This is a genomic window from Neobacillus rhizosphaerae (genome assembly GCF_050477885.1).
Lineage (GTDB): Bacteria > Bacillota > Bacilli > Bacillales > Cytobacillaceae > Neobacillus > Neobacillus rhizosphaerae_A.
Genome location: NZ_JBCNAC010000011.1, coordinates 25,302 through 45,270, shown reverse-complemented (window position 1 = coordinate 45,270; position 19,969 = coordinate 25,302). Strand labels below are relative to the sequence as shown.

Sequence of the window (19,969 nt, the reverse complement as noted above, 5' to 3'; positions counted from 1 at the left end):
TTCCGCCAACTTTGAATGGAATTCCGCCAACTTTGCAGTTTATTCCGCCAACTTCGAATGGAATTCCGCCAACTTTGCAGTTTATTCCGCCGACCTATATATTAAAATTCTAAAATTGACACGCCACAATTAATTTGTCAAAATAAACGCAAGAAAGCACTGTTTCTCACGGAGAAACAGTGCTTTCTACAACGTTTCGAATGGCTCTTTCCAATTCTTATTCCTTCTTGGCGGGACGAATAAGATGATGAATGGAAGGAGTCTATTTTTTTACAGGCGGTACTACAGGTGCTTGAGCAGGGAAATAACTATTTACTGCCTTATCTTTTTTCTTCTCATTTACCTTTTCATCTAGGACGGCTTTTTTCACTTTTTCAATTTCCTTATCCAGTTCATCCATGTTAACGCCTTTTTTCACAAGTTCTTCAGTAGCTAAGCGAATGGCTTTATTGGACTGCTCAATAGAGATTCTTAATGAATCCATGGATCCTTGTGGATTATGGAAGCCTGCAGAGTTTTCTGCTGCAATAATATCCCAGAACCATTGTCCTTTGCGTACAAATTCCTGTGCTTGCTTAATTTTCTCTTGGCTCACACCAGAAGTAATCATTTTGTTTACATAATAGTGAGAAATAGTAGAAACATCTTGTGCTTCATGTACTGCACTGACATTTGCCTCTTGAATTTCAAGAACACGGTCTTTTAATTTGTCTAAATCACGGTCACCGTGGCACTGGCCGCAAGAGGTTTGCATCGTTTTAAGTGGAGACGTCCACCAGTGTGATGTAATCTTTCTTTTTCCATCGACGCGTTCATACGGCATGTGGCAATCTGCACAGGAAACATTAGCTTTGCCATGTGTACCGGATGAGTGAGTTTCATATTCAGGATGCTGTGCTTTTAACATAGGAGTACCAGAAATATTACTTACCCAGTCCTTCTCAAAACCGTTTTCTTTTGCAATGGTATTATAGTATTCATACATATCTTCCGGCTTAAAGCCTTTTGTCCAAGGGAAGGTTACTTCACTATTCTTTGAGGCAAAGTAGTACTCCACATGACATTGTCCACAAACATAACTGCGCATATCATTTTTCGTTGGTTTTGATACATCTACTCCCTTAGCTTCTAATGCTTTATAAAAGCTAGGACGTGTCACTCGCAAGTCCATCGTTTTTGGGTCATGGCAATCAGAGCAACCGATTGGTGAATGGCCCATTGCTTCACCCTTTGGCCAAATATCTTTGTTAAAGTTGGCCCCCCAGTAGCTATCTCCCATTTCCTCGATCATTTTTGGAACGGCCGTAGATTTACATGTATAACAAGAACCTACAGATTTATCAGTAATCCGTTTAACGTTGCGAATATCTTCTAATGCATACGTATGCCCACGCTCTTCGTTATACTCGGTTGCAAATCCATAACCATTAAATAGAATCGGCAGCAATGGCTCTTTATCCTCATCATACTTGCTACGTTTAACAGAGCCCCCGTATGTTGTATCTTCCATCTTTTCATTTTTCTTATAGCTGTTGTATTGAAGCGGAAATAAGTCTTTGAATGCTTCATTACTAATTTCATCGGCTGAGAGGCCAGTTGTCTTTTTACCTGCAGCGGATGCTGTTTTATCACTGGATTCATTGCCACAGCCAGTGATCAATAGTACAAATGCAAGCAGGAAAAGATATGCCCCATATCGGAACCTTCCCATTCTTAAAATCCTCCCTTATTTTCTAATAATTCTCCTGATTTAGGTGGCTTATTATAGTGGTCATCTTTAAAGCCTTTCCCATGTGGTACTGTTTTGTGACAGGAGACACAACTATCCTTCGCATCATGAGACACATTGGTAATGGTACTCTTATGACAGGAAACACAGTTATCATTGATGACTTTCATCGTACGGTCAGTTGCCTCAATGACATTCGGGATATCATCTGTACCTAGTGAGTTGTAATACACATGTGTCATCCCTGCTCGACCTTTAAAAAATAACTTTCCGACCTCACTCTTGTGTGGTAAATGGCAGTCATTACATTGAAGTTCTGCATGCGTGGAGTCCATGAATGAGGTGTATACATTCTTCATCGTATGACAGTTTTGGCAGAAACTAGGTGAATCCAGATATGCCATGGTCTTAACTGTTGTGAGTGATAAAAGGACACCAATTAGAAGTACGACTACAAATAAAAATTTTTTGTTGATTTTTAAAAGCTTTTTGAACATCTCTTCACCTCCCATAGAATTCTTTTTTTCTCTTTTTTATTTATTAAAGTACTAAGGTACCTTAATTCCCGGTAGATTGTTTTCTTTTTCTTTTCTTTAAAAGAATGGTTAGGGTCCCTGCTGAAAGGACACTTACTCCACTAAATGCGCCAATAGCAAGGTGTGTGGATTTCTTCGTCTCTTTCTTTTCATCTATGTTTACTGCATGATTCAGTTCTGTTGTTGGTTTCATTTCTATGCGGTCGTACCTCATTTTGAATTCTTTCTCGTCCCCTGCTGTCACATCTTGGTAAAGATAAGAAAAAATCTTATCTCCTGCAGCATGATTCTGATCCTTTTCTGGGGCTGGCGTAAGCTTTATATTCTTTGCTTTTTCGGGCGGGGTAAAGGAAATGTTGAGAAGTTCAATATCCGCAAAACTTTTAAAGTGATACGCTAATGACTTCTTTTCTTTTTTAACCATTAAATTATCCGTAAAAAATTCAATCACGAATTTATAGCGTTCCTTTGGACCGATTTCTTCACTTGTGGTCCAGGAAATGGTTCCTTTTTCACTGTCTAGCACATATTCAATCTCATACGACTTGCTTAAATCACTTGAGTAATCGGCCACATAGCCAATTTGAAAATTCTTCTCCTTTATTGGCAACGGAATTTCGATTTGACCTTTTTGGGGTTCTTCAGAGTTGTTTACCATAGTTCCTTGATAGCCGATTAATAGTGGGGCATGATCCTTTTTTTGATCATTTGGGTGATACGCATACTCAGGCATGATCTGTATTGACAGTTCTTCCATGCTTAAAACACCCTGATTTTCTGCAAAGCCATTCATTGGAAACATGAAGACAAAGAACATACTTAGGAATAATAGATACTTTTTCATTGTTTCTCCTTTCAGGATTAGTTGGTTGGTCAAAAATATGGATGAATTGTGAACATGTTCACATGGAATCTTAAAAAAATGGTTAGGTGACCAACTATTTGGTCTCCTAACAAAAAGTGGAGGTTTTGGAATGGAATCTTATAATCCATACCTTATTTAAACCATGTTAAATACTCTCATTCTGTGACCTAAATCACAAATCAAAACCCAGTTGTTTCTAATGTGTGAACGGGATTTTTCTTCTATTTTCATGATGATTTTGTTGAAAAATTTATACCATACGGGTTTAATGGTCATTTTTATATGAAAAGAAGAGGCAGACTTTTATGTCGGCCTCTTCTTATTTTTTAGGAGGATTGCTCTTTTTCTTGGTGGAATTTAGACTTCACTGGCTGGCCGCCAGTTTTTTCGTATTTCTTTTTTGATTGTTTAACCACATCGAAATCCTGACCAAGCTCTACGTCTTGATTATTTACTCCATTTCGAGTCTTTTGCTCAGGATTTTGTTGTTTTGAACGTTTTTTCAAGGTTTTTCCCCCCTCTTAATGACTTTCAAGGATCATTGAGTTTTGAAGTTGCTGCAGCTGCAATCTCATTCGATGGAGTTGTTCACGCTGTTGTGAATTTGCACTATGTGCCATTTTAGCAATTCCCTGATAGGTTTCTTCTAGCTGTTGTAATGCTTTTGTGTAATCATCGTCATTATAATGCTCTTGAAGGCTGCTTTGTTTATATTGATCTTCTGCATATCGAAGCGCATCCTCACACTGCTGCATTAGATTATCCATTGATTCACGAGTAGCCATGTAAAAGAACCCCCTTTATTTTGAAGCAAGCACACTGCTTCATTTCTTATTTTGTTCTTGTTTCTCTTTCCTATAACAGAACCAGTTTGATAAATGCTGCCAATTTTGCATGAAAGAATTTCAATTGGATATGCTCTTACGTTCATGATAGAATTTTTCTATCTTATTCAATTTATTGAGTGGAAATTTTTTAACAAGGAGGTTTACTGAATTGATTCAGACTAAACCTTTTCCCTATGCTGTTGATGATAAGCGATACCATACATGGAATTACCACCTGCGAAACCAATTCGGTCACAAGGTATTTAAAGTGGCACTAGACGGCGGCTTTGACTGCCCAAACCGTGATGGTACCGTTGCCCATGGCGGTTGTACTTTTTGTAGTGCTTCTGGATCTGGTGATTTCGCTGGAAACCGTGCCGATGATCTTGAGAAACAGTTCATTGAAATCAAAGAGAAAATGCACACTAAATGGAAAGATGGCAAGTATATGGCCTATTTCCAGGCTTACACTAACACTCACGCACCCGTTGCCGTTCTCCGTGAAAAATTTGAAAGAGTTCTCCAGCAGGAGGGTGTCGTTGGCTTGTCAATCGCTACTCGTCCAGACTGTCTCCCGGACGATGTCGTGGAGTATTTAGCTGAATTAAACCAAAGAACCTATTTATGGGTCGAGCTAGGCTTACAGACTGTCCATGAACGGACTGCTTTACTCATTAATCGGGCACATGATTTTCAGTGTTATATTGACGGAGTTAACAAGTTAAGGAAGCATGGAATCCGTATTTGCTCCCATATTATTAATGGACTACCGCTCGAGTCATATGACATGATGATGGAAACGGCACGAGAAGTAGCTAAGCTTGATGTTCAAGGGATTAAAATCCATTTGCTTCACCTTTTAAAAGGAACACCAATGGTTAAGCAGTACGAAAAAGGAATACTTGAGTTTCTTTCCAAAGAAGACTATATAAAATTAGTATGTGACCAATTGGAAATTTTACCGCCGGAAATGATTGTTCACCGAATTACAGGTGACGGCCCAATTGACTTAATGGTGGGTCCAATGTGGAGCGTGAATAAGTGGGAAGTTTTAAATAGCATTGATGCCGAGTTAAAAAAGAGAGACAGCTGGCAAGGGAAATTTTATCAAGGGCAGGCGGATGAATAAAATATGAAGATGGATCGTATTTTACCGTTTGCAAGAAACATACTTGAAAAAGCTGTAAAATCTGGAGATATCGTAGTAGATGCCACATTAGGTAATGGGCATGATACCGTTTTTTTAGCAGGTCTAGTTGGGGATAGTGGAAAAGTGTACGGGTTTGATGTACAGGAAGAGGCGATTGCTGCGAGTAAGGATCGCATACAACAGCATGGTCTTTCCGAACGAGTAGAGATTTTTCACGAAGGTCATGAGAATCTTTCCAGAGTCATCCCAACCAGCCATCATGGTAAGGTTACAGGAGCTATTTTTAACCTAGGTTATTTACCAGGAAGCGATAAATCCATTGTCACCCGTCCTGTAACAACTATTTCAGCGATTGAGCAATTATTAGAAATGATGACTCCAGAAGGTATCATCGTTCTTGTTATTTACCATGGACATTTGGAAGGAGCAGTAGAACGGGATTCCTTGCTTCATTACTGTCAGCAACTAGATCAAAAAAAGGCACATGTCCTTCAATACCAATTCATTAATCAGCAAAATAACCCGCCATTTATTGTGGCTATTGAAAAACGCTAAAGAGGCTGACTCAAAAGTCGCCTCTTTTATTTTGTCATTAATCTTAGGACAAAGGATGGTACTGATTTTTGAATCGACCGGTAGGCAAGTCCATTAAAATAAAAGAAATAACTAATCCACCCACCAGATTTAATCATTCCTCTTGCCAGCTTACGTACATTTTTTTGCTTTCGTACTTTCGCATCTGATAAATAAATCCCTAGCAGCCCCCGATTGATTAGCTGATGGAACTTTTTATGAGGGAGAAACTCTGTGTGTCGGTCTGCTTCCACAACAAAATGGTTTAGGCGATTAAATAAGGTTTCTTGATTTTCATAGTACGAACAAAAATTCAAGTCCCCTCCCGCAATATCCTCTTCTTGATCAATAAAATAATCCAACAAGATATGTAAGCCTTGAATATAAGGGAAATACCCTTTACGAATGTTCTCAGCATCGCTGGTCTTAAAATCGTCGCGCATAGCATAGGAGACCAAACAAAAGATCCCCAATGTAGAGCCAGAACATGCCGAAAATTCATACCATTCCATTTCAGGCAGTTGCTGTTGGTATTGATGAAACCATTTTTCTAAGCGTGGAACTCGTTCATCATGAACCACATGTTTATTTATTTGTAAATCGCAATAATACTGGCATAGTTCAAGAAGATAGTCTTTAATCTTGTCATAGTGTTTTAATTCCCTTAATACTGAACGGCAGGTTTCAGATAGATCATGCAAATACCGGTCGTCGTCTTGGTCTTCGCGGAATCGGTAATAATTTTTCTCTTCCGCGTGTAAAACCAAGGCGTCTGACATGGATTCATGCAGAGCAGTAAAGTCGACAGGATCAAGTGATGTACTTCGGTCACAAAGATTATCTAAATAATCACTAATCGTTTGATAAGCCACAATGAATTTTATTGCTTTTCTATATTCTCCTTTTGCAGTTAGAGCAAGAATGGATCCTCCTTCACAATGGAAGGTTTTATGCTCAATACTTGCTAGGGCCTGTGCCCTTAATTCAGGATTTGGGATTTTCTCCGCTCGGCTTTTCCAATAGGCCAATTCTTGATGGACTGCTGGAAGTACTTTGCGATAAACCCTGGACATGAGGGTGATTGGCATCATGGAAAACATCCACCTTTCTATACGATATAGCCAATAGCTTTTAGTTGACTGTTTACAAAATCCTTTGCATATTCAAATACTTCTTCACGCTCTGGTTCATTAAAAATTTCATGATAGCATTTTGGCCATTCCTTAAATCTTTTTTCTGATAGAGGGGCGTGATTAAACCATTCCTTTACGGTTGCCTTATTGACAATCAAGTCATCCCCCCCCTGCATCACCAGCATCGGAATATCCTGTGTTTGATCCATAGTGATGAACGCCTGCTTCATGGCAGCAGCTAACTCTCTATACCATCTGACAGAGACTTTTGTAACGTATAGGGTATCATTGGAATCCGCTTCACGAACATCTTCATTCCTAGTCGCCATTTGAACCGTTAAGCCTGAATTCATTCGTAAAGATGGGAATACCACATTCAAACCATAAGATAGAATGTCTAAAACTTTAGATGGGGATTTAACCAGGCCCAAACATGGAGATGATAAAATGACACCAGCAATGTTTAACTTTTCTTCCTGTAATAAACGGATAGAAATTAATCCTCCCATACTATGTCCTAGTAAAAAAACAGGAAGATTGTAACGGTATGCTGCTTGAATCCAATCCTTTACCTCGTAAATGTATTCATCGAAGGAATCGATATGGCCACGGCGTGCTCTTGTTGTCATCCCCTGACCTGGAAGATCCGCCATAATTACATGAAAGCCCGATGAACGCCACATTTCAATCAGCCAGCCATACCGGCCGTGATGTTCCATTGCACCATGAACCATCACAATGACTGCTTTTGCCTCCCCTTCCGCTTCCCACTTCCACATATGTTTTCCCCCTAGAAAAATGTAATTGCTATTTGTTGAAAAGTTCATTTTACTATAGTCATAAAAAAAGATGAATTTTTTGAATTTCTTGTAATGCATTCGCTACAATAGAGATATCATCGATAAAGGAGCGAACAGAATGATTTACCCTTATAAAGATAAATATCCATTAATTGCTGAAACCGCATTTATTGCCGATTATGTAACGATTACTGGTGATGTTGAAATTGGCGAGCAGTCCAGTGTTTGGTTTAATTCAGTGATTAGAGGGGATGTTGCCCCAACTAAAATTGGCAATAAGGTGAATATCCAAGATAATTCTATCTTACACCAAAGCCCTAATAACCCGCTAATTTTAGAGGATGAAGTAACCATCGGTCATCAGGTCATCCTTCACAGCTGTATCATTAGAAAACGAGCATTAATTGGCATGGGCTCTATTATCCTGGACCAAGCTGAAATTGGTGAAGGTGCGTTTATAGGTGCAGGGAGCCTTGTTCCACAAGGTAAAAAAATTCCACCTAATACCTTAGCATTTGGCAGACCAGCAAAAGTTATTAGAGAATTAACAGAAGAAGATATAAAAGATATGACAAGAATCTATACAGAATATGCAGAAAAGGCCCAATATTATAAGTCACTTCAGTCATGATTTTTTATACTCAATAATTGTTTAGTGCTATGGCACTGGGCCTATTTTGGTCACGTAGTCTATTCTACGTGACCGTTTTCTTTTTCTTTCATGTATTTTGGTCACGTAGAGTGTTTCTATGTGACCGTTCTCTCCTTCTAGAACCCACATGGGTCACGTAGACCGCTTCTACGTTACCGTTCTTCCTTTCCTGAGCTACTTTGGGTAACGTAGACCACTTCTACGTTACCGTGCTTCCTTTCCTGAGCCTACTTGGGGCACGTAGACTGCTTCTACGTTACCGTTCTCTCCTTCTAGATCCCACTTGCGGAACGTAAACCGCTTCTACGTGACCGTGCTTCCTTTCCTGAGCCTACTTGGGTCACGTAGACTGCTTCTACGTTACCGTGCTTCCTTTCCTGAGCCTACTTGGGGCACGTAGACTGCTTCTACGTGACCGTTCTCTCTTTCTCAAGCCCTTAGGGGCACGTAGACCACTCCTACGTGACCGTTCTCCCTTTCCTGAGCCTACTTGGGTCACGTAGAACACTTCTACGTTACCGTTCTTCACTTCCATAGCCTACTTGGGTCACGTAGACCACTTCTACGTGACCGTTCTCATATTAACAAGTCAAAATTAAAAAAGAAGCTGACTCCTTATTCAAGAGTCAGCCCCTAAAAATTAATGCTTTAGTGATTCTAATACTTTTTTCTGTGCAAAATCACGTTGAAAGGAATAAACATCTTCCACATACACTTGATGCCACACCATAAACATAAGAACCGTCCAAATCTTACGGCTGTTGTCCGCCTTACCTTGACAGTGTTCTTCAAGCAATCGTAATACATACGTTTTATTAATTAAATGATCCGTATTACTTTCACGGATTATTTTTTTCGCCCAATCGTTCATCTCATTTTTAAGCCAATGACGAATTGGAACAGGGAATCCTAGCTTCTTACGGTTAAGAACATGCTCTGGAACAACGCCTTCAGCAGCTTTGCGCAAGATATACTTCGTTGTACCATTAGCCGTTTTCAAGCTTGTCGGAATCTTAGAAGCCACTTCAAAAACGGCCTTATCTAAGAAAGGAACACGAAGCTCTAACGAATGAGCCATAGTCATTTTATCCGCTTTTAGAAGAATATCGCCGCGCATCCACGTATGGATATCAATATATTGCATACGATCCACTGGATCATAGCCTCTCGATTCCGCATAAAGAGGATTAGTAATGTCTGTATACTTTAGCCCTTCATGGTAAACATTCAATAAATCACGTTTTTCTTCTTCTGTGAACATCTTGGCATTTCCGATGTAACGCTCCTCCATAGGAGTTACACCACGCTCAATGAAGCTCTTTCCTTTTGTTCCCTCTGGCATCATATTGGCAATTCCTTTGAGAAGGACTTTCCCTACTCGAGGAATTTTATTAAAAATCTCTAAATCTTGTGGCTCACGGTAGATGTTATAGCCGCCAAATAATTCATCAGCGCCCTCACCTGAGAGAACAACAGTTACGTGTTTTCTAGCTTCGCGTGCGACAAAGTAAAGTGGTACACAGGCCGGATCGGCTAGGGGGTCATCCATATGCCACATAATCTTAGGAATTTCATTCATATATTCTTCAGGTGTAATCACATAGCTGATGTTTTCCACACCCAGTTTCTCCGCTGTTTCTTTCGCTACATCAATTTCACTGAAGCCATTGTGTTCAAAACCAACAGAGAAGGTTTTGATGGCAGGATGAAACTCTTTCGCAATAGAAGCAATAATAGAAGAATCGATACCACCAGATAGGAAGGAACCTACAGGTACATCACTGCGCATATGCTTTTCGACTGAATCGAATAAAATATCACGAATTTCTTTTGTAAAATCACTTTCAGATTTTTGAACAGGACTAAAATGTGCCTTCCAATAGCGCTTGATTTCCATTGGTGAGCCCATTTTTTTGGTGAAATAATGACCAGGCTCAAGCTTTTTAATCCCTTCTGATAAGGTATTTGGTTCTGGAACAAATTGATACGTTAGGTAATGCTGCAGAGAATCATAGTCTAAAACATCATTTTCAAGTGCAAGCAAGATACTTTTCTTTTCTGAAGCAAAGAAGGTTTTCTCACCGTCTTCTAAATAGAAGAATGGTTTGATACCAAACGGATCACGGGCGCCAAATAATCTTTGCTCTTGTTTATCCCAAATGACAAAAGCAAACATTCCACGAAGCTTTTCAACTGCTTTCTCTTTTAAATGACTGTATAAGGCAATAATAACCTCAGTATCAGAGCTCGTTGCAAACGAAAGGCCTTCTTTCACCAATTCCTCACGAAGCTCGACATAGTTATACACTTCACCATTAAAAATAATCCAGTAACGTTCGTTTTCATATGTTAATGGCTGATGTCCACTCTCAATATCAATAATGCTTAAGCGGCGAAATCCAAATTGAATATGTTCATCATAATAAAAACCATCATCATCTGGTCCGCGATGGGTAATGATATCGTTCATATTTTTAAATTGTTGTTTTTGTTCATCACTATAGTTTTGTGTTTTGTCGTGTACACAACCGATAAAACCACACATTATGTACCTCACCTACTCCAATCTAAATTAAACATTCTCTAAAAAACATCTCTATAATACTACCACTTTTTTATTAAAATAACACTGTGAACTTATAGGTAATTTTCATACCATCATTTTTCACTTCTTTGGACCTACTTAAACATTTTATTCCAATTTTCAATTACGTACCAACCATTTAGACGAAAAAAGAAAAAGAGAGTTACATTTAAAATGCAACTCCCTTCTATTAGGGTATTCGCTTGAGAGCGAATGATTTTTAGCGATTTGCTGCTTGTTCTTTTAATACATCTGCTTTGTCTGTACGCTCCCAAGGAAGATCCACATCTGTACGGCCAAAATGTCCGTAAGCAGCTGTCTGCTTGTAGATAGGACGGCGAAGGTTCAACATGTTAATGATACCAGCTGGGCGTAGATCAAAGTTTTGTTCTACTAATTCAACTAATACATCTTCACTTACTTTGCCTGTGCCAAACGTATCAACAGAAATGGAAACCGGTCTTGCTACACCGATTGCGTAAGCAAGTTGTACTTCACACTTCTCAGCAAGTCCCGCAGCAACGATATTCTTTGCTACATAACGTGCTGCATAAGCCGCAGAACGGTCCACCTTTGTAGGATCCTTACCAGAGAATGCGCCACCGCCGTGACGTGCATATCCACCATAAGTATCAACAATGATTTTACGGCCTGTTAAGCCTGCATCCCCTTGTGGTCCGCCGATAACGAAACGGCCTGTTGGGTTAATGAAGTATTTTGTATTTTCATCGATTAATTCTTGTGGAACAACCGGATTGATCACATACTCTTTCAGATTACGTTGAATCTGTTCTAATGTAACTTCAGGGTGGTGTTGAGTAGAAATAACGATTGTATCAATACGAACAGGTTTGTCGTTCTCATCATATTCAACTGTTACTTGTGTCTTTCCATCTGGACGTAGGTAAGGAAGGATCTCTTCTTTACGAACTTCTGTTAAACGGCGTGCAAGCTTGTGCGCAAGTGAAATTGGAAGCGGCATAAGTTCCTTTGTTTCATTACATGCGAAACCAAACATTAAACCTTGGTCACCTGCACCAATTGCTTCAATTTGCTCATCTGACATTTGGCCTTCACGAGCTTCAAGTGCTTGGTCAACACCCATCGCGATGTCAGGAGACTGTTCATCGATAGAAGTTAAAACTGCACATGTTTCGGAGTCAAATCCGTATTTTGCACGATTGTAACCAATGCTTTTAATTGTTTCACGAACGATTTTTGGAATGTCCACGTAAGTTGAAGTAGTAATCTCGCCAGCAACCAAAACTAAACCAGTTGTAACTGAAGTTTCAGCAGCAACACGTGCATTAGCATCTTTTGCTAAAATAGCATCTAAAATGGAATCAGAAATTTGGTCACAGATCTTATCGGGATGACCTTCAGTTACTGATTCAGAAGTGAACAAACGACGTTTTGTTGACATCTGAATTCCTCCTATATAGTGAGATAAGTGAGGTTATCTGTGTGGGTATGTAATGACCTTGCCGTTTAACCTCGGGTTGATACGGAACTCATTCCCTTAGTAGTATGAAATAAATACAGGGTTTTTATTAATAAAACAACATTCTGCTCATAACCCCATAGAAAATTCTAACGATGGAATAAAAAAAAGCGATTATATAGCACGAAATGTTTTGCAAATAAAAAACCTTTCCATCTCTGAGGAAAGGTTGATAGCAAAAGTTTTGCGTGCCTTTCACTCTTATCGTTCAAGGCTAGGCCTTGCTTCAGGTTTAGCACCTTTGCCCGAAAAATCCTGATAGAATAAATCCTACTATCTCTTTTTCTCGTTTGCAGGTTGCTGGGTTTCATAGGGCCTGTCCCTCCACCAGCTCGGGATAAGAGAGTATCCGTTCAAGGGTAAATCATAACCTACTCTGTCGAACAATGTCAATGCATTTTTCAATAATTTTTTATAAAAAAATCAAGCGAAAACCCTCACAAAAAACTCTTCATTTTGCTATCTTCAAATAGTGGAAGTAGAACTTACTTATTAGCATGACTTTTTGCTTATTCTTTAATTGTTTTATTAGGTATAACCCATTTTTTCTGAAATAGTATAGATTATTCATTTTAATGTGTTATACTATTTATTAAATTATCACCATTAAAAACATGGATAAAGGAAGGTTGCAGTAGATGAATTCTGTTCATATTCCCAATGACTTAAAACAACTGTTAACGGAAAGTAATGTCCAGGTGCAATTATCAGTTCCCCAGTTAGTAGAAAAGATCTTATGCCGTAATGAAGGTTCTTTAACTTCGACTGGCGCTGTAAGCGTTTCAACTGGTAAATATACAGGCCGCTCACCTCAAGATAAATTCATTGTCATGGAAGAGTCCACAAAGGATAAGATTGCTTGGGGTTCGTTGAATCAACCAATATCTGAAGAAGTATTTACGAAACTTTATCAAAAAGTCCTAAATTATTTAAAACAAAAAGAAGAGATCTTTGTATTTAAAGGATTTGCAGGGGCAGATAAAAAATCCCGCTTACCTATCCAAGTAGTGAATGAATTTGCCTGGCACAATCTCTTTGTTCATCAGCTATTTATTCGTCCATCAGAAGATGAGCTGCTATCACATGACCCAGGATTTACAGTGATTTCTGCACCTAATTTTAAGGCAGACCCTGCAGTAGATGGAACCAATTCAGAAACCTTTATCATCATCTCATTCGAACGCCGCATTGTTCTTATCGGTGGGACGGAATATGCAGGTGAAATGAAAAAGTCCATTTTTTCCGTGATGAATTATTTATTACCGGAAAACAATATTTTCTCCATGCACTGTTCTGCGAATGTAGGAATTGAGGGAGATGTCGCTCTATTCTTCGGTCTATCCGGAACAGGGAAAACTACTTTATCCGCTGATCCAAATCGCCGTTTGATCGGTGATGATGAGCACGGCTGGTCCTCTAACGGTGTCTTTAATATCGAGGGAGGGTGCTATGCGAAATGCATCAATCTTTCTAGGGAAAAAGAACCGCAAATATTTGATGCCATTCGTTTTGGAACCGTTCTTGAAAATGTAACGCTTAACCTAGAATCGAGGGTTCCTGATTATGATGACGGAACATTAACAGAGAATACTAGGGCAGCATATCCAATCGATGCCATTGATAATATTGCCAAGCCAAGTATTGCTGGACACCCTAATACCATTGTCTTCTTAACTGCAGACGCCTTTGGGGTATTACCTCCTATCTCAAAATTAACAAAAGAACAGGCTATGTATCACTTTTTAAGTGGCTATACGTCTAAGCTTGCTGGCACAGAACGTGGTGTAACCTCTCCTGAGGCAACGTTCTCAACCTGCTTTGGTGCACCATTTTTACCGCTCCCTGCTACTCGTTATGCCGACATGTTGGGTGAAAAAATCCTTGAGCATAATGCCAACGTATTTCTTGTGAATACAGGTTGGACTGGCGGCGAATATGGTGTCGGAAGCCGAATGAAGCTCTCCTACACAAGAGCCATGATTCAAGCCGCGCTTGAGGGTGAATTAAACCATGTTGAGACAACAAAAGATGGAATTTTCGGCTTAAACATTCCACTTCATATTGCAGGTGTTCCTGATGAAGTGTTGCAGCCAAGTAAAACGTGGGCAGACCCACAAGCATATGAAAAGAAAGCAAAAGAACTAGCAGCAAAGTTCCGTGAAAACTTCAAAAAATTCACGGCTGTTTCAGAAGAGATTGAACTTAAAGGCGGACCTATCGCATAATACAGAAAGCCCATATCAATTTGATATGGGCTTTCTTACTTCTACAGCCTCTGAATGTTTTAGGACGCTAAATCGGTATTGGCCGCTCTTTTTAACTTGGAAATCACCAGTATACAAAGAAATCTTTCTACCATCAGTTGTTGTGTAGTCTGTTTTGTCTTTAAATATAAAGGTAGTTACTTCAGCATTATCTAATTGAAATAACTCTAGTTCGATTTCAGGTGGAAGATTGTCACCTTCTACTTCAATTACAGCATCCTCATAAAAACCAGCGTAAAGATCTTCTTGGGATATCATTAAGGTAGAATTCCCTATTTTAATATAAGGTTCTTTCACATAAATGGAGAATGTACCTACCTTTTTATTTCCAGCAGTAAAGGTTAGGTTGTATACGCCAGAATACGTAAATGGCTCAAAACTTGTCATGGCATGGCCATCAGACCCATACATACCACCAGATATTAGGGTTGTCGCTAGATGTTCTTTTACACCTGTTTTCACATGGACAGCATCCACTTCAAGTGGCTTATTGGCAAAATCCTTCTCGTAATCTCCCCATAAATATATCATGATTTTTGACACAGAGCGCTTATCTTTCGCGATCCATTCCGTTGGTGCCAACAAACTGACTTTATTAGGAATGCCGTAATTACTGTCTACATAATGCGCACCGTTCTCATCCATCAGCGCAAAGTAATCCCCCTGTTCTACACGCTTACTCGTTTCCCCTTTCGAACCTGTTCGAATAGCATCGTTTTCCTTACTACTTGAAAAATAAAGAATTGGGGCAATTAGGACTAGGATAAACACCGCAGCCAACGCTGCAAATCTTTGAAAATATATAGGGTTGCGCTGTTTACGACTGCCGGCCTCACCAAGAATTTTTAACATTTCTGTTCTCTGACTCGTGGTTAACTCATGTTTAGGGAAATCCGTCATCACTTTAAGTAGCTCTTTATCCGATAATTGACTCAAACTGCTCCCCCTCCTTAAGTCGCTCATTTAGTTTTTTAACAGCTCGATAAAAAGTCACATTCACTTTATTTTCTGACCACCCTAGAACCTGCCCCGCTTCCTGAGAAGACAACTCACTAATTCCCCTAAGTAGAATGACATCCCGATAGTTGGGTTTTAAAGCATTAATTGCCTCATATAAATGGGTATATTCCATTTTTTTAACTATTTTCTCTTCTGTCCCTTGTTCCTGGAGTTTGGGTGATTCGACATCTATCAATTGTTTCAATCTGTTCCAAACCGATTTCTTTCGGTAAAAATCAATAGCCGTATTGCGCGCTATTGAGATCAGCCATGTTTTAGGACTGCTTTCATTTTTAAAACGGTTTAACGCTCTTATCGCCCTTAAAAATGTCTCTTGGACAATGTCTTCTACATCGGTGGTACCTGTATAATAAACAAGATAATTTGTGACATCCTTTTCGTAGTCAATGAACCATTTCTCTATTTGATGGATCCGTTCCAACCAAATTCCCCCTTTCTCTGTCTACCATTGTTGTTAACTACTAATAAGACGTAGCTTTCAATTTTTTCTTACACTTTTTTCAAAAAAAAAAGCAGGTATCTTTTTACCCGCTTAATTCGTAGAGTTTAACGAAACTAATTGATATGTAATAGTGGTATTGCCCTTCTGCCACTCCACTTTTTTTATTAAAGCTGTCCCGCTTGAATCGCTGTCCATCGTTTTCCTCACATCAATGGGAATATCAATTGGATAAAGTCTGTAGCCTTCTTTTTCCATTACGAAAACATTTTCCTCGATTCTTTTCTCTCTACCTTTTGTTACAATCATCGTATTTAACTCAAGGGGCATCCCCATAGCAATCCGCTCCTCTGCTTGTATTAATTATATTTTATCATCTTTTGCCTTGCCTTTTCATCCACTTTGTGGCATCTTCCACGACTTTTCTATTTACTACCGGTGGAAAATAGTGTGTAAACTCATCAAAATACCAACATTCGACAGGTTTGTTTAAGCCCCTAAGCCGCCTCTCTAATCGATAGGAGTGCTCGACGGAGACGTTGTGATCGTTCACACCGTGAATGATTAGTACTGGGGCTTTCATCTGCTCTAACTTAAATAGAGGGGTCCTCACATCATATCGATCCGGGTATTTATCGGGTGTTCCACCGATAACCCTTTTCATCATTTTACGTAAATCCAACCGCTCCATATAGGTGAGAGACATATCACTAACACCACCCCAGGTGACAACAGATGCTGCATCAGGAAAATGAATTCCTGTCATAAGGGCCATGACCCCGCCACGTGAAAATCCAAAAATATGGATTTGCCGAACCCTTGGTAATGACTTTAATAGTATAAAAGCAGCATAGGCATCTTCCCTATCTTCACCTGCGAAATCCTCATTTCCTTCTCCACCTTGGTTTCCGCGATAATACGGGGCAAAAACAATAAAGCCCTCTGCAGCAAATTGCGCAATACGTGCAGGCCTAACTTTCCCTACATTTTTAATTCCTCCACGCAGATAAAGAAGCCCCTCATGCACTCCATCTTCAATCGGTTCAGCTAGCATCCCCTTGACTCTTAATCCACCTGATAAGTAGGTGATAAGTTTTAATTTCACATTAGGATTTGGAGATGGAAAGCGGGTCACCTCAAGTATTTTTCCATTGTTGTAGTTGTTCATCATCATTCTTCCCTTACACACTTAAAAATTATTTGTTCCTAGGCATTCACACATTTTTCTCAACTTCATACGATATCTTAGGCAATTAGCCCAGATTCTTTTATGGAAATAAGGAGGTTCTTTTATATGAAAAAATGGTTAAGATTCAGTTTCTCCTTTGTTCTTATCGGTATACTTATGTTTTCATTAGCGGCTTGTAATAATGATTCCACGAATGAACCAAAGAAATTAGAAAAGGTGCGTATTGCTGAGGTGACCCGGTCCATTTTCTATGCTCCTCAATATGTGGCCTTAGCAAAAGGATTTTTCAAAGAGGAAGGGCTAGACGTGACACTTGCAACGACCGCTGGCGGTGACAAGACGATGACAGCTTTGCTCTCTGGAGGGGCAGATGTTGCACTTGTCGGCTCGGAAACATCCATTTATGTCTACGCTCAAGGGGCCAATGATCCCGTGATCAATTTTGCACAGCTCACCCAGACAGACGGCACTTTCCTTGTTTCAAGAGACAAAATCGACAATTTCTCATGGGATTTACTAAAAGGAAAAACCTTTTTAGGTCAGAGGAAAGGCGGTATGCCTCAAATGGTAGGTGAATTCGTTCTTAAAAAACATGGAATTGACCCCCATAAGGATTTGAATCTCATTCAAAACATTGATTTTGCCAATATCGCAAATGCTTTTGCATCTGGTACTGGAGAATTCGTTCAATTATTTGAACCAACGGCCAGCATTTTTGAAAAAGAAGGGAAAGGTCATATTGTCGCTTCCTTCGGAAAAGAATCCGGCCATGTACCTTATACAACGTTTATGACCAAAGAAAGCTACCTGAAAGAACATAAGAGTACCGTTGAAAAATTCACTAGGGCTATTTACAAAGCACAGCAATGGGTAGAATCCCACAGTGCCGAAGAAATTGCCAAGGCTGTGGAGCCCTATTTCCCTGATACTGATTTTGAGATTATGAAAACAGTCGTAGAGCGCTATAAGAGTCAAGGCTCCTTTGCCACTGATCCTATCTTAGACGTAGAAGAGTGGAACAATCTTCAAAACATCATGAAAGAAGCTGGCGAGCTTCCAAAAGAGGTGGATCATAAAACTCTGGTTAATACGGAAATTGCTTCAAAAGTAATCAAAAAATAATTAGATAGGGAGGCCGTCCACATGAGTTTCTTAACCGTTCAAGATGTCCAGCACATTTATTTTACTAAAGCCACTGCTACCACGGCCCTCTCCGATATTTCACTAACAGTCGAGGAAGGAGAATTTATCTCTCTCCTCGGCCCTAGTGGCTGTGGAAAAACCACCTTACTATCGATTATATCCAGCTTACTTAAACCGACACAAGGAACGATATTGTTAGAAGGTCAACCCATTTCAACCGCTAAAAATGAAATTGGCTACATGCTTCAGCAGGATTATTTGTTTCCTTGGAAAACAATTGAGGAAAATATTTTGATTGGGCTGAAATTATCCAATCAGTTAAATGATCAATCGAGAGCAAATGCCCTAGACTTACTCGCGCAAATTGGCTTAAGTGGAGTGGAGAAACAACTCCCTAAGCAATTATCAGGCGGTATGCGTCAACGGGTTGCCCTTGTACGAACACTAGCGACACAACCAAAGCTGCTTATGCTTGATGAACCTTTTTCTGCACTCGATTATCAAACAAAGCTTAAACTGGAGGACCTGGTTTCACGAACTTTAGCAACCTTTGGTAAAACAGCCATTCTTGTTACCCATGATATTGGTGAAGCCATTGCGATGAGTGATCGTGTGTATTTGCTCTCACCAAGTCCTGGAAGGATTTACAAGACGTTTGAAATGCCTGAGGAGTTAAGAAAGCTGTCCCCTTTTGAAGCTAGGAATCATGAATTGTATTCAGATATCTTTCAAATGATATGGAAGGAGTTGGAGTCTCTTGAACCAGAACAAGAATAATGTAAAACTCCTCCATAAAAAGTACATTCATTCTTTAAAAATAGAGCAAAGATGGATTCGGTTTTATCAAGCCGTCATATTTATCGTCTTTTTCTCTAGTTGGGAACTATCCAGTCAAAAGCAATGGATTGATCCATTGATCTTTAGTTCCCCATCTAAAATATGGAAGCTATTTTTAGATAAAATCCAAGATGGTTCATTACTATCCAATTTAGGCGTTACCTTAACGGAGACCATTTGTGGATTTATTCTTGGAACCTTATTAGGTAGCGTACTCGCTGCAGTCCTCTGGTGGTCACCTAGGATTCAAAAGATCCTCGATCCCTATTTGGTCATTTTAAATGCTATGCCAAAAGTAGCACTGGGACCGATTTTAATTGTGGCCTTGACTCCTGGATACCCATCCATCATTGCCATGGGTGCGATTATCTCTATCATCATTACTACTATTGTGGTGTATACGTCCTTTAAGGAGGTAGACCCTAACTACTTAAAAGTATTACAAACATTTGGGGCTACACGTCTTCAGTGCTTTAAGGAAGCCATTTTACCAGCAAGCTTTCCGACGATGATTTCCACTTTAAAAGTAAACGTCGGTTTATCCTGGGTAGGTGTTATTGTTGGTGAATTTCTTGTTTCTTCCCGTGGACTGGGATACATGATTATCTATGGTTTCCAAGTATTTAATTTTACACTTGTATTCTTGTCACTCTTAGTTATAGCTTTAGTTGCCACGATTATGTATCAGCTGGTTGAATTGCTTGAAAAGAAACTAATCAAAGAGTAG

General features: G+C 39.5%; 20 protein-coding genes and 1 riboswitch. Of the genes, 7 read left to right on the top strand and 13 right to left on the bottom strand.

The features are described from left to right. Window positions 1–262: 262 nt before the first annotated feature. From ABES03_RS01400 to ABES03_RS01380, 5 genes are all read right to left on the bottom strand, one after another. Entirely contained in the window at window positions 263–1,711 is a 1,449-nt protein-coding gene (locus ABES03_RS01400) for an ammonia-forming cytochrome c nitrite reductase subunit c552 (RefSeq protein ID WP_430114509.1), read from the bottom strand. Window positions 1,712–1,713: 2 nt separating this feature from the next. Next, on the bottom strand, window positions 1,714–2,226 hold the full coding sequence (locus ABES03_RS01395; protein WP_430114508.1) for a NapC/NirT family cytochrome c: 513 nt from the start codon (window positions 2,224–2,226) through the stop codon (window positions 1,714–1,716). 61 nt (window positions 2,227–2,287) lie between these two features. Further along, complete coding sequence (locus ABES03_RS01390; RefSeq protein ID WP_430114506.1) at window positions 2,288–3,109, bottom strand: hypothetical protein; 822 nt, start codon at window positions 3,107–3,109, stop codon at window positions 2,288–2,290. A 347-nt stretch (window positions 3,110–3,456) separates the two neighbouring features. Next, window positions 3,457–3,636 carry a glycogen biosynthesis protein GlgD gene (locus tag ABES03_RS01385; RefSeq protein WP_430114504.1) on the bottom strand — a complete coding sequence of 60 codons (180 nt, stop codon included), beginning with the start codon at window positions 3,634–3,636 and terminating at the stop codon, window positions 3,457–3,459. Window positions 3,637–3,651: 15 nt separating this feature from the next. Then, window positions 3,652–3,915: a YtzC family protein gene (locus ABES03_RS01380; protein WP_430114503.1), complete on the bottom strand. Its 264-nt coding sequence runs from the start codon at window positions 3,913–3,915 to the stop codon at window positions 3,652–3,654. A gap of 211 nt (window positions 3,916–4,126) precedes the next feature. On the opposite strand from ABES03_RS01380, the gene ABES03_RS01375 reads away from it, so the two are divergent. Continuing rightward, on the top strand, window positions 4,127–5,086 hold the full coding sequence (locus tag ABES03_RS01375; protein WP_430114501.1) for a TIGR01212 family radical SAM protein: 960 nt from the start codon (window positions 4,127–4,129) through the stop codon (window positions 5,084–5,086). A 3-nt stretch (window positions 5,087–5,089) separates the two neighbouring features. Next, window positions 5,090–5,662, top strand: coding sequence for a class I SAM-dependent methyltransferase (locus ABES03_RS01370; RefSeq protein WP_430114499.1), 573 nt, complete (start codon window positions 5,090–5,092; stop codon window positions 5,660–5,662). 26 nt (window positions 5,663–5,688) lie between these two features. On the opposite strand, the gene ABES03_RS01365 is transcribed toward ABES03_RS01370, so the two are convergent. Next, window positions 5,689–6,771 carry a tetraprenyl-beta-curcumene synthase family protein gene (locus tag ABES03_RS01365; protein WP_430114497.1) on the bottom strand — a complete coding sequence of 361 codons (1,083 nt, stop codon included), beginning with the start codon at window positions 6,769–6,771 and terminating at the stop codon, window positions 5,689–5,691. 17 nt (window positions 6,772–6,788) lie between these two features. Further along, window positions 6,789–7,592, bottom strand: a complete 804-nt coding sequence (locus ABES03_RS01360; protein WP_430114495.1) for a lysophospholipase — start codon at window positions 7,590–7,592, stop codon at window positions 6,789–6,791. A gap of 139 nt (window positions 7,593–7,731) precedes the next feature. Here ABES03_RS01360 and ABES03_RS01355 point away from each other — a divergent pair, with 139 nt between their 5' ends. Beyond that, window positions 7,732–8,244, top strand: a complete 513-nt coding sequence (locus ABES03_RS01355) for a gamma carbonic anhydrase (protein ID WP_430114493.1) — start codon at window positions 7,732–7,734, stop codon at window positions 8,242–8,244. A gap of 661 nt (window positions 8,245–8,905) precedes the next feature. Here the strand turns inward: ABES03_RS01355 and asnB are convergent. Together asnB and metK are read right to left on the bottom strand one after the other, a co-directional pair. Further along, entirely contained in the window at window positions 8,906–10,810 is a 1,905-nt protein-coding gene (asnB, locus tag ABES03_RS01350; RefSeq protein WP_430114491.1) for an asparagine synthase (glutamine-hydrolyzing), read from the bottom strand. A 259-nt stretch (window positions 10,811–11,069) separates the two neighbouring features. Beyond that, window positions 11,070–12,272, bottom strand: a complete 1,203-nt coding sequence (gene metK / locus ABES03_RS01345; protein ID WP_430114489.1) for a methionine adenosyltransferase — start codon at window positions 12,270–12,272, stop codon at window positions 11,070–11,072. 276 nt (window positions 12,273–12,548) lie between these two features. Beyond that, window positions 12,549–12,694, bottom strand: a riboswitch (SAM riboswitch). A gap of 294 nt (window positions 12,695–12,988) precedes the next feature. Between metK and pckA the strand changes: the two genes are divergently transcribed. Next, entirely contained in the window at window positions 12,989–14,575 is a 1,587-nt protein-coding gene (pckA, locus tag ABES03_RS01340; protein WP_430114486.1) for a phosphoenolpyruvate carboxykinase (ATP), read from the top strand. A gap of 15 nt (window positions 14,576–14,590) precedes the next feature. On the opposite strand, the gene ABES03_RS01335 is transcribed toward pckA, so the two are convergent. The 4 genes from ABES03_RS01335 to ABES03_RS01320 all read right to left on the bottom strand — a co-directional run bounded on the left by ABES03_RS01335 (window position 14,591) and on the right by ABES03_RS01320 (window position 17,241). Next, on the bottom strand, window positions 14,591–15,550 hold the full coding sequence (locus ABES03_RS01335) for a hypothetical protein (RefSeq protein WP_430114484.1): 960 nt from the start codon (window positions 15,548–15,550) through the stop codon (window positions 14,591–14,593). Beyond that, window positions 15,531–16,055, bottom strand: a complete 525-nt coding sequence (locus ABES03_RS01330; protein WP_430114482.1) for an RNA polymerase sigma factor — start codon at window positions 16,053–16,055, stop codon at window positions 15,531–15,533. Before ABES03_RS01330 ends, ABES03_RS01335 begins: the two co-directional genes overlap by 20 nt. Before the next feature lie 111 nt (window positions 16,056–16,166). Beyond that, window positions 16,167–16,409 carry a DUF2584 domain-containing protein gene (locus ABES03_RS01325; RefSeq protein WP_430114479.1) on the bottom strand — a complete coding sequence of 81 codons (243 nt, stop codon included), beginning with the start codon at window positions 16,407–16,409 and terminating at the stop codon, window positions 16,167–16,169. 37 nt (window positions 16,410–16,446) lie between these two features. Continuing rightward, window positions 16,447–17,241, bottom strand: a complete 795-nt coding sequence (locus tag ABES03_RS01320; RefSeq protein WP_430114477.1) for an alpha/beta hydrolase family protein — start codon at window positions 17,239–17,241, stop codon at window positions 16,447–16,449. A gap of 126 nt (window positions 17,242–17,367) precedes the next feature. On the opposite strand from ABES03_RS01320, the gene ABES03_RS01315 reads away from it, so the two are divergent. From ABES03_RS01315 to ABES03_RS01305, 3 genes are read left to right on the top strand one after another with little or no spacing between them, the layout of a single operon-like run. Next, window positions 17,368–18,384 (top strand): ABC transporter substrate-binding protein, encoded by a 1,017-nt coding sequence (locus tag ABES03_RS01315; RefSeq protein WP_430114474.1) that lies wholly within the window; start codon window positions 17,368–17,370, stop codon window positions 18,382–18,384. Window positions 18,385–18,405: 21 nt separating this feature from the next. Next, entirely contained in the window at window positions 18,406–19,182 is a 777-nt protein-coding gene (locus ABES03_RS01310; protein ID WP_430114472.1) for an ABC transporter ATP-binding protein, read from the top strand. After that, window positions 19,163–19,969 carry an ABC transporter permease gene (locus tag ABES03_RS01305; RefSeq protein ID WP_430114470.1) on the top strand — a complete coding sequence of 269 codons (807 nt, stop codon included), beginning with the start codon at window positions 19,163–19,165 and terminating at the stop codon, window positions 19,967–19,969. The genes ABES03_RS01310 and ABES03_RS01305 overlap by 20 nt, the downstream gene beginning before the upstream one ends.

What these genes read in the sequence shown, in the direction of transcription:
- ABES03_RS01355 (WP_430114493.1), top strand. Translation starts at nt 7,732, where the DNA reads ATGATTTACCCTTATAAAGATAAATATCCATTAATTGCTGAAACCGCA.
- ABES03_RS01315 (WP_430114474.1), top strand. Translation starts at nt 17,368, where the DNA reads ATGAAAAAATGGTTAAGATTCAGTTTCTCCTTTGTTCTTATCGGTATA.
- ABES03_RS01360 (WP_430114495.1), bottom strand. Translation starts at nt 7,592, where the DNA reads ATGTGGAAGTGGGAAGCGGAAGGGGAGGCAAAAGCAGTCATTGTGATG.
- asnB (WP_430114491.1), bottom strand. Translation starts at nt 10,810, where the DNA reads ATGTGTGGTTTTATCGGTTGTGTACACGACAAAACACAAAACTATAGT.
- ABES03_RS01310 (WP_430114472.1), top strand. Translation starts at nt 18,406, where the DNA reads ATGAGTTTCTTAACCGTTCAAGATGTCCAGCACATTTATTTTACTAAA.
- ABES03_RS01370 (WP_430114499.1), top strand. Translation starts at nt 5,090, where the DNA reads ATGAAGATGGATCGTATTTTACCGTTTGCAAGAAACATACTTGAAAAA.
- ABES03_RS01390 (WP_430114506.1), bottom strand. Translation starts at nt 3,109, where the DNA reads ATGAAAAAGTATCTATTATTCCTAAGTATGTTCTTTGTCTTCATGTTT.
- pckA (WP_430114486.1), top strand. Translation starts at nt 12,989, where the DNA reads ATGAATTCTGTTCATATTCCCAATGACTTAAAACAACTGTTAACGGAA.
- ABES03_RS01380 (WP_430114503.1), bottom strand. Translation starts at nt 3,915, where the DNA reads ATGGCTACTCGTGAATCAATGGATAATCTAATGCAGCAGTGTGAGGAT.
- ABES03_RS01365 (WP_430114497.1), bottom strand. Translation starts at nt 6,771, where the DNA reads ATGATGCCAATCACCCTCATGTCCAGGGTTTATCGCAAAGTACTTCCA.
- ABES03_RS01395 (WP_430114508.1), bottom strand. Translation starts at nt 2,226, where the DNA reads ATGTTCAAAAAGCTTTTAAAAATCAACAAAAAATTTTTATTTGTAGTC.
- ABES03_RS01400 (WP_430114509.1), bottom strand. Translation starts at nt 1,711, where the DNA reads ATGGGAAGGTTCCGATATGGGGCATATCTTTTCCTGCTTGCATTTGTA.
- ABES03_RS01325 (WP_430114479.1), bottom strand. Translation starts at nt 16,409, where the DNA reads ATGGGGATGCCCCTTGAGTTAAATACGATGATTGTAACAAAAGGTAGA.
- metK (WP_430114489.1), bottom strand. Translation starts at nt 12,272, where the DNA reads ATGTCAACAAAACGTCGTTTGTTCACTTCTGAATCAGTAACTGAAGGT.
- ABES03_RS01320 (WP_430114477.1), bottom strand. Translation starts at nt 17,241, where the DNA reads ATGAACAACTACAACAATGGAAAAATACTTGAGGTGACCCGCTTTCCA.